General features: G+C 71.3%; 11 protein-coding genes and 1 rRNA gene. 10 read left to right on the forward strand and 2 right to left on the reverse strand.

What is annotated here, in order from left to right; all coding sequences use genetic code 11:
- Positions 1 to 11: 11 nt before the first annotated feature.
- Positions 12 to 461, reverse strand: coding sequence for a metallopeptidase family protein (locus IF655_RS17095; RefSeq protein WP_199585685.1), 450 nt, complete (start codon positions 459 to 461; stop codon positions 12 to 14).
- A gap of 281 nt (positions 462 to 742) precedes the next feature.
- On the opposite strand from IF655_RS17095, the gene IF655_RS17100 reads away from it, so the two are divergent.
- The 8 genes from IF655_RS17100 (at position 743) to IF655_RS17135 (ending at position 9,022) form a co-directional block, all read left to right on the forward strand.
- Complete coding sequence (locus tag IF655_RS17100; protein ID WP_199585661.1) at positions 743 to 1,162, forward strand: DUF3499 domain-containing protein; 420 nt, start codon at positions 743 to 745, stop codon at positions 1,160 to 1,162.
- Positions 1,163 to 1,266: 104 nt separating this feature from the next.
- Positions 1,267 to 2,631: a phosphomannomutase/phosphoglucomutase gene (locus IF655_RS17105; protein WP_199585662.1), complete on the forward strand. Its 1,365-nt coding sequence runs from the start codon at positions 1,267 to 1,269 to the stop codon at positions 2,629 to 2,631.
- Positions 2,632 to 2,747: 116 nt separating this feature from the next.
- On the forward strand, positions 2,748 to 2,942 hold the full coding sequence (locus tag IF655_RS17110; RefSeq protein WP_199585663.1) for a Trm112 family protein: 195 nt from the start codon (positions 2,748 to 2,750) through the stop codon (positions 2,940 to 2,942).
- An 82-nt stretch (positions 2,943 to 3,024) separates the two neighbouring features.
- Complete coding sequence (locus tag IF655_RS17115) at positions 3,025 to 4,152, forward strand: SIS domain-containing protein (protein WP_199585664.1); 1,128 nt, start codon at positions 3,025 to 3,027, stop codon at positions 4,150 to 4,152.
- A gap of 100 nt (positions 4,153 to 4,252) precedes the next feature.
- Entirely contained in the window at positions 4,253 to 5,404 is a 1,152-nt protein-coding gene (gene manA, locus IF655_RS17120) for a mannose-6-phosphate isomerase, class I (RefSeq protein ID WP_199585665.1), read from the forward strand.
- Between the two features lie 131 nt (positions 5,405 to 5,535).
- Positions 5,536 to 6,516 (forward strand): cation diffusion facilitator family transporter, encoded by a 981-nt coding sequence (locus tag IF655_RS17125; protein WP_199585666.1) that lies wholly within the window; start codon positions 5,536 to 5,538, stop codon positions 6,514 to 6,516.
- A 327-nt stretch (positions 6,517 to 6,843) separates the two neighbouring features.
- On the forward strand, positions 6,844 to 8,301 hold the full coding sequence (gene ahcY, locus IF655_RS17130; RefSeq protein ID WP_199585667.1) for an adenosylhomocysteinase: 1,458 nt from the start codon (positions 6,844 to 6,846) through the stop codon (positions 8,299 to 8,301).
- Between the two features lie 106 nt (positions 8,302 to 8,407).
- Positions 8,408 to 9,022: a hypothetical protein gene (locus tag IF655_RS17135; protein WP_199585668.1), complete on the forward strand. Its 615-nt coding sequence runs from the start codon at positions 8,408 to 8,410 to the stop codon at positions 9,020 to 9,022.
- A 41-nt stretch (positions 9,023 to 9,063) separates the two neighbouring features.
- Here the strand turns inward: IF655_RS17135 and IF655_RS17140 are convergent, their stop codons facing one another.
- Positions 9,064 to 10,008 (reverse strand): RDD family protein, encoded by a 945-nt coding sequence (locus IF655_RS17140; protein WP_199585669.1) that lies wholly within the window; start codon positions 10,006 to 10,008, stop codon positions 9,064 to 9,066.
- 128 nt (positions 10,009 to 10,136) lie between these two features.
- Between IF655_RS17140 and IF655_RS17145 the strand changes: the two genes are divergently transcribed.
- Both IF655_RS17145 and IF655_RS17150 read left to right on the forward strand, forming a co-directional pair.
- Entirely contained in the window at positions 10,137 to 11,144 is a 1,008-nt protein-coding gene (locus IF655_RS17145; protein WP_199585686.1) for a stage II sporulation protein M, read from the forward strand.
- A gap of 556 nt (positions 11,145 to 11,700) precedes the next feature.
- Positions 11,701 to 11,770 (forward strand): 16S ribosomal RNA (locus IF655_RS17150); the annotation flags it as partial.

The raw sequence follows: 11,770 nt of genomic DNA on the forward strand, positions 1-11,770 counted from the left end.
CGCCCTACCGGTCAGTCCTCGCCGTACCGGGGATCGACCGTCTCCGGGGTGAGCCCCAGCAGCTCGGCCACCTGCTCCACCACGACCTCGTGCACCAGCGTGGCCCGCTCCTCGCGCCCCTTGGTGCGGATCTCCACCGGCCGCCGGTACACCACGACCCGCGCCCGCCGGCCCTCCCGCGCGGGGATGATCCCGCCGAGCGGCACCGCCTCGTCGGCCCACGCGTCGCCCGTGCCCTCAAGGCGGGGCACCTCAAGGACCAGGAAGTCGACCTCGGCGAGCTGCGGCCACCGCCGCTCCAGCCGGTCCACGGAGTCCTGCACGAGATCCGCGAACACCTCGCCACGACTGGCGGCCAGCGGTACCTGGGGAGGCGCGATGGGCCCCCGCATGCCCCGCCCGTGACGATCACGGCGGCGGGGCCCGGGGCCTGCGGCACGGGGCGGTACACGGTTGTCCATCACCGGTGAAGCCTAGTCCTCGGCCGCCCGCCGCGCCCGGCTCCACGCGGCGGTCCGCGCCGGACCCAGGTGTCCGCGGATGACCGGTCCGGCCGTTCCAAGGCTCGTTTCCGTAACTCTCCAAGACCGGCACACACAAGGTAATTGACGAGGTTTGCGCCGACTCGTGACCGCTCGCACCCCGCCGGGGAATTGCGCGAACACGCGTCGCAGCAGGTCAACAGGGCTTGTCCGGAAGGGCGTGTGGGGCGGTTCACAGCACGACACGGTGGAGTGACCTGGTGGAGAGTCGTCGCGGCCCGCTCAAGAGTGCGGTACCGTCCAACGTCGTGAGCCCTGTACGTCGCTGTTCGCGCACCGCCTGCGGCCGACCCGCCGTCGCGACGCTGACGTACGTCTACGCCGACTCGACCGCGGTCCTCGGCCCCCTCGCCACCTACGCCGAGCCCCACTGCTACGACCTGTGCGCCGAGCACTCCGAGCGCCTGACCGCCCCGCGCGGCTGGGAGGTCGTCCGCCTGCTCGACGGCTCGGCCCCCGCCCGCCCCAGCGGTGACGACCTGGAGGCACTCGCCAACGCCGTGCGCGAGGCGGCCCGCCCCCAGGAGCGATCGGCCGGAGCGGGCGGCGCGCGCACCGCGGACCCCATGGAGGTGGCCCGCCGCGGTCATCTGCGGGTCCTGCGCTCACCCGACAACTGACACGGCGTCCGCCCCTTCGCGCCCCCCTTGTGGTGTCCCGCGCCCGGCCGAATCCCCCGGGCGGGTAGTTTTGGGCACCCACAGGACTTTCGGGAGGCTGGGCCGTGACTGCTGATCTGTCGCAGATCGTGAAGGCGTACGACGTGCGCGGAGTGGTCCCGGACCAGTGGGACGAGTCCCTGGCCGCGCTCTTCGGCGCCGCCTTCGCCGAGGTGACCGACGCCCGCGCGATCGTCGTCGGCCACGACATGCGCCCCTCCTCGCCGGGTCTCACCCGCGCCTTCGCGCGCGGCGCGGCGGAGCGGGGCGTGGACGTCACCGAGATCGGTCTGTGCTCCACCGACCAGCTCTACTACGCCTCGGGCGCGCTCGGTCTGCCCGGCGCGATGTTCACCGCCTCGCACAACCCGGCGCGCTACAACGGCATCAAGATGTGCCGCGCGGGCGCCGCACCGGTCGGCCAGGACACCGGGCTCGCCGAGATCCGCGCACTGGTCGAGCGGTGGCTGGAGTCGGGCGCCCCGGAACCCGCCGCCGTCCCGGGCACGCTCACCGCGCGCGACACGCTGGAGGACTACGCCGCCTACCTGCGCTCCCTGGTCGACCTGACCGAGATCCGCCCGCTGAAGGTGGTCGTGGACGCGGGCAACGGCATGGGCGGTCACACCGTCCCGACCGTCCTCGCCGGGCTGCCGCTGACCGTGGTGCCGATGTACTTCGAGCTGGACGGCACCTTCCCGAACCACGAGGCGAACCCGCTGGACCCCGCCAACATCGTCGACCTGCGCAAGCGGGTCGTGCAGGAGGGCGCCGACCTCGGTCTCGCCTTCGACGGCGACGCCGACCGCTGCTTCGTCGTGGACGAGAACGGCGACCCGGTCTCCCCGTCCGCGATCACCGCGCTGGTCGCCGTGCGCGAGCTGGCCCGCAACGGCGGCTCCGGCACCGTCATCCACAACCTGATCACCTCCCGCACGGTCCCCGAGGTGGTCCGCGAGAACGGCGGCACCCCGGTCCGCACCCGCGTCGGCCACTCCTTCATCAAGGCCGAGATGGCCCGCTCCGGCGCCATCTTCGGCGGCGAGCACTCCGCGCACTACTACTTCAAGGACTTCTGGAACGCCGACACGGGCATGCTCGCCGCCCTGCACACCCTCGCCGCCCTCGGCGGTCAGGACGGCCCGCTGTCCGCCCTCGTCGCCGCGTACGACCGCTACGCGGGCTCCGGCGAGATCAACTCCACCGTCGCCGACCAGGCGGGCCGCCTCGCCGCGATCCGCGCCGCCTACGCGGACCGCCCCGGCGTCACCCTCGACGACCTCGACGGACTCACCGTCTCCACCGCCGACTGGTGGTTCAACGTCCGCCCCTCCAACACCGAGCCCCTGCTCCGCCTGAACGCGGAGGCCAGGGACGAGGCCACCATGGAGAAGATCCGCGACGAGGCACTGGCGCTCATCCGCGCCTGAACCGGCCGCCCGCGCTCCGACCGGCGGCGACCGACCGGTCCCGGCCGTGCCGCCGTACGGCGGTAATCTGACCAGCACATCCGTACATCCCGTACCGCCGCCCGAAGGGACACCCCATGGCGCTCGAAGCCGGCCTCCTGCAGATCCTGGCCTGCCCGGCCTGCCACTCCGCGCTCAAGGAGCAGGACGGCGCGCAGGACTCCGAGCAGGGCACCGAACTGGTCTGCACCGGCCAGGACTGCGGTCTCGCGTACCCGGTCCGCGACGGCATCCCCGTCCTGCTCGTCGACGAGGCGCGCCGCCCGCTGTAGCACCGCCGGGCGCCGGAGCCTCACCGCGATCCGCGCGCCCGACCACACCGACAGGATCCCCGGCGACCGGAGGCTGCCGCCCATGCTCGACGAATCGCTCCTGGACACCCCGGAGGGCCTCGCCGACGCCGACCGCCGAGGGCTCCTGCGCGGAGCGGCGGAGGCCGGAGCCCGGGTCCGTACGGCCGCCCGGCACGCCGTCGAGGCGGGCGTCGGCACCCTGAGGCCGGACGGCCGCCCCCGCGCCGTCCTGATCGCGGGACCCGGAGCCGCCGCCACCCACGCCGCCGACCTGCTCGGCACCCTGGCCGGACCCGGCAGCCCCGTCATCCGTCTCGCCCCGACCGGCGTGGCCCCCGCCCCCGGCGCCCTGCGCTGGGAACTGCCCGGCTGGGCCGGTTCCGTGGACCTGCTGCTGATCGCCACCCCGGACGGCGGCGAACCGAGCCTGTCCCTCCTGGCCGAACAGGCATACCGCCGGGGCTGCTCCGTCGTCGCGGTCGCCCCCTCCGGCTCCCCGCTCAGCGAGGCGGTCGCCGGGGCGCACGGTCTCTTCATCCCGATGGCCACGACCCCCTACGACCAGGAGGAGCCCCTCGCCGGTGCCTCGCCCGGCGTCTTCTGGGCCCTGCTCACCCCGCTGCTCGCCCTGCTGGACCGCGTCGGTCTGCTCGCGGCGGACCCGGACGCCCTGGAGAAGGTCGCGGACCGCCTGGACCGGGTGGCCGAGCGCTGCGGACCCGCCGTCGTGACCTACAGCAACCCGGCGAAGACCCTGGCCGCCGAACTGGCCGACGCGCTCCCGGTCGTCTGGACCGAGGGCACCTCCGCGGGTCCGGCGGGCCGCCGCTTCGCCGACGCCCTCGCAGAACTCTCCGGACGCCCCGCGCTCGTCGCGGAACTCCCCGAGGCACTCGCCGCGCACAGCGCCCTCCTCGCGGGTCCGCTGGCCGCGAGCGCCGACCCCGACGACTTCTTCCGCGACCGCGTGGAGGAGGCGCCCGCCCTGCACGCGCGCGTGGTGCTGCTCCGCGACCGCCCCCTCGGCGGTCTCACCGCCGCCCCCGCCGCCCGTGACCTGGCCCTCAGCCACGACACGCCGATCAGCGAACTCGAGCCGGAGGAGGGCGGCGATCTGGAGACCCTCGCGGAACTGATCGCCGTCACGGATTTCGCCGCCGTTTACCTGGCGCTCGCCTCCGCCGCCTGACCTTGCTCCCGGACCGCCCGCCCCTGTGAGAGCCAGTGGTCCGGCCCGCGCCCATCCCCGGCACCGGCCGCGCAGCGCACGTACGGAGACAGAGAGACACATGGACCGCCTCGACAACACCGTCCGCCCCTACGCGTGGGGCTCGCCCACCGCCATCCCGCACCTCCTCGGCACCGAGCCGACCGGCGAGCCGCAGGCCGAGATGTGGATGGGCGCCCACCCCGGCGCCCCCTCGCGCACCCCGCGCGGTCCGCTCACCGAGGTCATCGCCGCCGACCCCGAGCGCGAACTCGGCGCCGCCGCGGTCGCGAAGTTCGGACCCCGGCTGCCCTTCCTGCTCAAGCTCCTCGCCGCGGGCGCCCCGCTCTCCCTCCAGGTCCACCCCGACCTCACCCAGGCGCGGGAGGGCTACGCCGACGAGGAGCGCCGGGGCATCCCGGTGGACGCTCCGGACCGCAACTACAAGGACGCCAACCACAAGCCCGAGCTGATCTGCGCGCTCACCGAGTTCGACGGGCTGTGCGGCTTCCGCCCCGCCGCCGAGGCGGCCGAGCTGCTCGAAGGGCTCGGCGTCGACTCCCTCAAGCCCTACGCCGACGCGCTGCGCGCCCGCCCCGAGGACGCCGCCCTGCGCGAGGTCCTCACCGCGATCCTCACCGCCGACCGCGCGGACATGGCCCGCACCGTCGCCGAGGCGAGTGCCGCCTTCACCCGCCTCGGCGGTCCCTACGCCCCCTACGCCGGAATAGCCCGGCACTACGCGGGCGACCCCGGCGTCATCGCCGCCCTGCTGCTCCACCACGTCCGGCTCCAGCCCGGCGAAGCCCTGTTCCTCGGCGCCGGCATCCCGCACGCCTACCTCGACGGTCTGGGCGTGGAGATCATGGCCAACTCGGACAACGTCCTGCGCTGCGGTCTGACCCCCAAGCACGTCGACGTCCCCGAGCTGCTGCGGATCGTCCGCTTCGAGTCGAGCGACCCGGGCGTCCTGCGCCCCGAGGCGTCGCCGGAGGGTGAGGAGGTCTACGAGACACCGATCGACGAGTTCCGGCTCTCCCGCCTCGTCCTGCCCGAGGGCGGCGCCGTCCGCGAGCTGACCCGCGACACCCCGCAGATCCTGCTGTGCACGGCGGGCACCGTCCGCGCGGGCGAGCACGAGCTGTCGCCGGGTCACTCGGTCTACGTCCCCGCAGGTGAGCGCGTCGACGTGGCCGGAACGGGCACCGTCTTCCGTGCCACTGTGATCGTATGACCGGGCCTGTGGACAACTGACGCCCCGCCACCCCGGTGGGCTGCAACAATGTCCCACCGGCAAAGCACCGGCAAAGACGGGTACACGCCGAGACGGCGTAGACGTACGACAGTGAAGGGACACGCGGACACATGAGCGCGTCAGGCGGTACGAAGGCGATCGTGGCGGCACTCGGTGCCAACCTCGCGATCGCGGTTTCGAAATTCGTGGCGTTCGCGTTCAGCGGCTCCTCGTCGATGCTCGCCGAGGGTGTGCACTCGGTCGCCGACTCCGGCAACCAGTTCCTGCTGCTCATCGGCGGCAAGAAGGCCCAGCGCGAGGCGACCCCCCAGCACCCCTTCGGCTACGGCCGCGAGCGCTACATCTACGCCTTCCTCGTCTCCATCGTCCTGTTCTCCATCGGCGGCATGTTCGCCATCTACGAGGGCTACGAGAAGATCAGCCACCCCCACCCGGTCGAGCACTGGTACTGGCCGGTGGGCGTCCTGGTCTTCGCGATCATCGCCGAGGGCTTCTCCTTCCGCACCGCCATCAAGGAGTCCAACGAGCTGCGCGGCAAGCTCTCCTGGGCCCAGTTCATCCGCCGCGCCAAGGCTCCCGAGCTGCCGGTCGTCCTGCTGGAGGACTTCGGCGCCCTGATCGGTCTGGTCCTCGCCCTCGTCGGCGTCGGTCTCGCCCTCCTCACCGGCGACGGCGTCTGGGACGGCATCGGCACCGTCTGCATCGGTGTCCTGCTCGTCCTGATCGCCCTCGTCCTGGCCGCCGAGACCAAGTCCCTGCTCCTCGGCGAAGCCGCCGGGATCGAGGACGTCAAGAAGATCGAGGCCGCCATCGTCGACGGCGACACGGTCACCGGCGTCATCCACATGCGCACCCTCCACCTCGGACCCGAGGAACTGCTCGTCGCCGCCAAGATCGCCGTCGAGCACGACGACACCGCCACCGAGGTCGCGCACGCCATCAACGCCGCCGAGGCCCGCATCCGCGAAGCCGTCCCGATCGCCCGCGTCATCTACCTGGAGCCCGACATCTACAGCGAGGCCGAGGCCGCCAAGGGTCCGGACCCCAAGGCAACCCCTGGCGGTCCCACCCCCCACCCGGCCGATCACTGAGCCACCGCTCCGGCCACCCGGTCACCTCGCCCGACGGGGCCCGCCCCCACCCGGGCGGGCCCCGTCCGCCGTACCGGACACCCCACCGGCCCGAGAGGCGGACTGGGGCAGCCCGCGTCTGCGGTGTTAGCTTGGGACGGAGCCAGACGTCGCTGCTGATGGCGGTCGGGCGGTCCTTGAGCGGACCGTCCGAGGGAGAGAGGGCCTCCGACGGACTGCGCTGCGCGCACCCGGGCACGCCCGTGTCCTCTTTTCGGGCACCCTTGTGTCCGTCGCCGCGCAGACCAGCCCCACCCACCTCGCCCCAACTCCGAGGAGCAGCCCGCAATGACGACTGTCGACAACCGACAGGACTTCAAGGTCGCCGACCTCTCCCTGGCCGAGTTCGGCCGCAAGGAGATCACCCTCGCCGAGCACGAGATGCCCGGCCTGATGTCGATCCGCAAGGAGTACGCCGAGGCCCAGCCGCTGGCCGGCGCCCGCGTCACCGGCTCCCTGCACATGACCGTGCAGACCGCCGTGCTCATCGAGACCCTGGTTGCCCTCGGCGCCGAGGTCCGCTGGGCCTCCTGCAACATCTTCTCCACCCAGGACCACGCGGCCGCCGCCATCGCCGTCGGCCCGAACGGCACGCCCGACAACCCCCAGGGCGTCCCGGTCTTCGCCTGGAAGGGCGAGACCCTGGAGGAGTACTGGTGGTGCACCGAGCAGGCGCTGACCTGGCCGAACAGCCCCACCGGCGGCCCGAACATGATCCTGGACGACGGCGGTGACGCCACCCTCCTCGTCCACAAGGGCGTCGAGTACGAGAAGGACGGCAAGGTCCCCTCGCCCGACACCGCCGAGTCCGACGAGCACCGCGTCATCCTCGAACTGCTCAACCGCACCATCAGCGACGGCTCCCAGAAGTGGACCCTGCTGGCCTCCGAGATCCGCGGCGTGACCGAGGAGACCACCACCGGCGTCCACCGCCTGTACGAGATGCAGCGCGATGGCGACCTGCTCTTCCCGGCGATCAACGTGAACGACGCCGTCACGAAGTCGAAGTTCGACAACAAATACGGCTGCCGCCACTCCCTCGTCGACGGCATCAACCGCGCCACCGACGTCCTGATCGGCGGCAAGACCGCCGTCGTCTGCGGCTACGGCGACGTCGGCAAGGGCTGCGCCGAGTCCCTGCGCGGCCAGGGCGCCCGCGTGATCATCACCGAGATCGACCCGATCTGCGCGCTCCAGGCGGCCATGGACGGCTACCAGGTCACGACCCTCGACGAGGTCGTCGACAAGGCCGACATCTTCGTCACCACGACGGGCAACAAGGACATCATCATGGCCGCCGACATGGCCAAGATGAAGCACCAGGCCATCGTCGGCAACATCGGCCACTTCGACAACGAGATCGACATGGCCGGCCTCGCCAAGATCCCCGGCATCGTCAAGGACGAGGTCAAGCCGCAGGTCCACACCTGGACCTTCCCCGACGGCAAGGTGATCATCGTCCTGTCCGAGGGCCGCCTGCTGAACCTGGGCAACGCCACCGGTCACCCCTCGTTCGTGATGTCCAACTCCTTCGCGGACCAGACCCTGGCCCAGATCGAGCTGTTCACCAAGCCCGACGAGTACCCGACCGGCGTCTACGTGCTCCCCAAGCACCTGGACGAGAAGGTCGCCCGCCTCCACCTGGACTCGCTCGGCGTCAAGCTCACCAAGCTGCGCCCCGAGCAGGCCGCGTACATCGGCGTCGAGGTCGACGGCCCCTTCAAGTCGGACCACTACCGCTACTGAGCGACCCGGACAGGCCCCCGCACCCCCGTGCCGGGGGCCTGTCCCGCTCCGGCCGACCGTCGGCCCCGCGGCCGCACCGTCAGCCCGCCAGACCCCAGGACCCGTCATGCCGCGTGGCCGCTATTCGCTGCACGATCCGCACGATCACACCCCTCTCGCGGAAGAACACTTCCACTGCGCCCCCGGCCCCTCCGGCTGGCGCTACGTCTCACAGCTCACCACCCCGGCCGGCGACCACGGCGGCTCCGTCGACCTCGCCCTGGACGACCTCGGCCGCCCCCTGCGCCTCGAAATCCACGCGGGCGACTGGCAGGTACGCGGCGCCGCCCTCGACGGCATCTCCTGGGTCCGCACGGACCCCACCGGGACCCAGGCCACCGAAGGCAATGTGCGCGCCCACGCCTTCACCGGCACGTCCCCCGCGTTCCTCGTCGCCACCGCCCGACTGCTGCGCCTCACCCCCTCGTCCACCGCCACCCGTGTACGCCTCGTCGCCCTCACCGACCCGGTGCTCGCCCCACGCACCCTGGACCAGTCCTGGGCCTTGGTCGACAGAGAAACACACGCCACTGACAACGGACCCCTGATCGTGGACGCGTACCAGGTCACAGCCCTGGACACCGGCGAACAGCACACCGTGCACCTCGCCGGGGACGTGGTCCTCTCCGCCCCCGGCATCGAGCTGGAAGACCTCAAATCCCCACCGTCGACGTTCGACTGAGAACCGCGCCCGATAACCGGACCTGAGAACCGGGGCGCCGCTCAGGCCGGAGGGACGAATCCGGTCGGCCGGGAACCGGAATCCTGCGCCTTCACCGCGGGCGCCTGCTCCACCGAAGCCTCGTGGACCGGAACCTCGCGCACCGAAGCGCTCCCCGGCGCAGCCCAGCCGCCACCGCTCGGCCCGTGTCCACCGCTGCCCGGCACCTCCCCACCGATCACCGGCCCCTGACCCGCGCCGCTCTCCACCTGCGCCTCGGCCTGACGCGCCTGCCGCTCCTGGACCACGGCGGCGAGAAAGAGCGCCGGAGGCAGATCCCGTGGCACCGCAGTCCCCGTACACCCCGCGAGATCGGCAGCGAGCCGCCCGGCCATCGCCGCCGACACCCGCGGATCGAGCTGACGCATCCGCCCCAGGTACTGCCGCACCGCGAGCCACAGACCGTCCGGCACCGCCGACAGATCCAGCTCGGCGAACCGCTCCACGACCCCCGGCGGCGGCGCCGGCATTGGCCACGCCCGCCCCACCGGAACCCGCTCCCGCACCACCAGCGTCCCCGCGAACACATCCCCGAGCCGCCGCCCGCGCGCCGACACCAGCGACGCGATGCACGCCACCACCCCGAACGTCAGCAGGATCTCGACCACCCCGACGGCACCGCGCACCAACGCGTGCCGGAATCGGATCGGACCCCCGTCGTCCCGCACCACCCGCAGCCCGAACACCAGCTTCCCCACCGAGCGCCCATGGCTGAGCGTCTCCACCGCGACGGGAGCACCGACCAGGACCAGCAGGAACACCGCGATGGACAGCGCCATCTGCGCCGCGTCGTCGAGCGACGCGGTCGCCAGCAGGACCACGATGGACACCCCGATGTACACGAACACGGCCACGACCAGGTCCAGAAACACCGCCAGCGCCCTGCTCGGCAGCTTCGCGGGCCGCAGTTCGAGCGCCACCGCCTCCCCGGTCACCAACTCGCTCATGCCCCGCCGTCCTTCCCCTGATCCGCCCCTTGGGGCAAGTCTGCCAAGCTGAGCGCACATCGCGTCGCGGTACGACAAGCTGACAGCGGCACATGCAACGACGACCGGCCGAGGAGCAGGCGGACCCCATGGACCTGGACGTCTTCGTCTACGCCCACCAAGCCGAGTGGGACCGCCTCGACGCCCTGACCAGTCGCAGACGCCGGCTCAACGGCGCCGAGACCGACGAGCTGATCACGCTCTACCAGCGCACGGCCACCCATCTCTCCCTGATCCAGTCCAGCGCGCCGGACCCCCAGCTCACCGGTCGCCTCAGCCGACTCGTCGCCCGCGCCCGCAGCGCCGTCACCGGAACTCGCCCCGCCTCCTGGCGCGACGCCGCCCGCTTCCTGAGCCACGGCTTCCCGGCCGCGGTCTACCGGACCCGCCACTGGTGGGTGCCCACCGCACTAGTCTCGACCGCGGTCGCCATCCTGCTGGGCTGGTGGATCGGCACGTACCCGGAAGTACGCGCCACCATCGCGGCCCCCGCCCACCTCCGCGAGCTGACCCGCCCCGGTGGCGAGTACGAGACCTATTACTCGAGCCACCCGGCCGCCTCCTTCGCCGCACAGGTGTGGACGAACAACGCCCAGGCCACCGCCCTGTGCCTGGTCCTGGGCGTCTTCCTGGGGCTCCCCGTGCTCTGGATCCTCTTCCAGAACATGCTCAACCTCGGCGTCGGCTTCGGTCTCATGTCCTCCGCCGGCCGCCTCGACACCTTCCTCGGCCTGGTCCTCCCGCACGGTCTGCTCGAACTGACCGCGGTCTTCGTCGCCGCCGGTACGGGACTCCGCCTCGGCTGGACAGTGATCGACCCGGGCCCGCGAAGCCGCCGCACGGCACTGGCGGAAGAAGGCCGCGCCGCCGTCGGCATGGCCATCGGTCTCGCCCTGGTCCTGTTCGTCTCCGGCGCCATCGAAGGCTTCGTCACCCCCTCCGGCCTGCCCACCTGGACCCGCATCGGCATCGGCATCGCAGCCGAGCTGGCGTTCCTGACCTACGTCTATGTCCTGGGCGGGCGCGCGGTCCGCGCCGGTGAGACGGGCGACCTCCTGGCCGCCGAGCGCAGCGCGACCGTCCCCACAGCCGCCTGATGTGCGTAAACGGCCTGTGAGCTGCTAGTCTCCTGATCGCCCCAAGAAACCCGTTGACACGGGTCGACCGGGGAGGTAGAGTCAAACAGTTGCCTGGAGCTGGACAAGCTCAAGGTTGACCGCTAAAATCTATCTGCTTCCCGAAGAAGTCGCTCAGGCGATTCCGAGAAGCGCAATCCGATTACTCAGAAATGAGCGGCCGGTAAGACCGGCCAAAAACTTCTGATAGAGTCGGAACCGCCGGAAAGGGAAACGCGAAAGCGAGAACCTGGAAAGCACCGAGGAAATCGGATCGGAAAAAGATCTGATAGAGTCGGAAACACCGAAGGGAAGCCCGGAGGAAAGCCCGAGAGGGTGAGTACAAAGGAAGCGACCGTTCCTTGAGAACTCAACAGCGTGCCAAAAATCAACGCCAGATTTAGTTGATACCCCGTCTCCAGCATCTGCTGGGACGAGGTTCCTTTGAAAAAACACAGCGAGGACGCTGTGAACGGTCGAGCCTATTCCGCTCGACTGTTCCGCTCATCGTGGTGTTCAACCGGATTACCGGTAAACATTCACGGAGAGTTTGATCCTGGCTCAGGACGAACGCTGGCGGCGTGCTTAACACATGCAAGTCGAACGAT

Source organism: Streptomyces sp. DSM 110735, from assembly GCF_016482685.1.
GTDB lineage: Bacteria > Actinomycetota > Actinomycetes > Streptomycetales > Streptomycetaceae > Streptomyces.

What these genes read in the sequence shown, in the direction of transcription:
- IF655_RS17095 (WP_199585685.1), bottom strand. Translation starts at nt 461, where the DNA reads ATGGACAACCGTGTACCGCCCCGTGCCGCAGGCCCCGGGCCCCGCCGC.
- IF655_RS17110 (WP_199585663.1), top strand. Translation starts at nt 2,748, where the DNA reads ATGGCGCTCGAAGCCGGCCTCCTGCAGATCCTGGCCTGCCCGGCCTGC.
- IF655_RS17115 (WP_199585664.1), top strand. Translation starts at nt 3,025, where the DNA reads ATGCTCGACGAATCGCTCCTGGACACCCCGGAGGGCCTCGCCGACGCC.
- manA (WP_199585665.1), top strand. Translation starts at nt 4,253, where the DNA reads ATGGACCGCCTCGACAACACCGTCCGCCCCTACGCGTGGGGCTCGCCC.
- IF655_RS17125 (WP_199585666.1), top strand. Translation starts at nt 5,536, where the DNA reads ATGAGCGCGTCAGGCGGTACGAAGGCGATCGTGGCGGCACTCGGTGCC.
- ahcY (WP_199585667.1), top strand. Translation starts at nt 6,844, where the DNA reads ATGACGACTGTCGACAACCGACAGGACTTCAAGGTCGCCGACCTCTCC.
- IF655_RS17135 (WP_199585668.1), top strand. Translation starts at nt 8,408, where the DNA reads ATGCCGCGTGGCCGCTATTCGCTGCACGATCCGCACGATCACACCCCT.
- IF655_RS17140 (WP_199585669.1), bottom strand. Translation starts at nt 10,008, where the DNA reads ATGAGCGAGTTGGTGACCGGGGAGGCGGTGGCGCTCGAACTGCGGCCC.
- IF655_RS17145 (WP_199585686.1), top strand. Translation starts at nt 10,137, where the DNA reads ATGGACCTGGACGTCTTCGTCTACGCCCACCAAGCCGAGTGGGACCGC.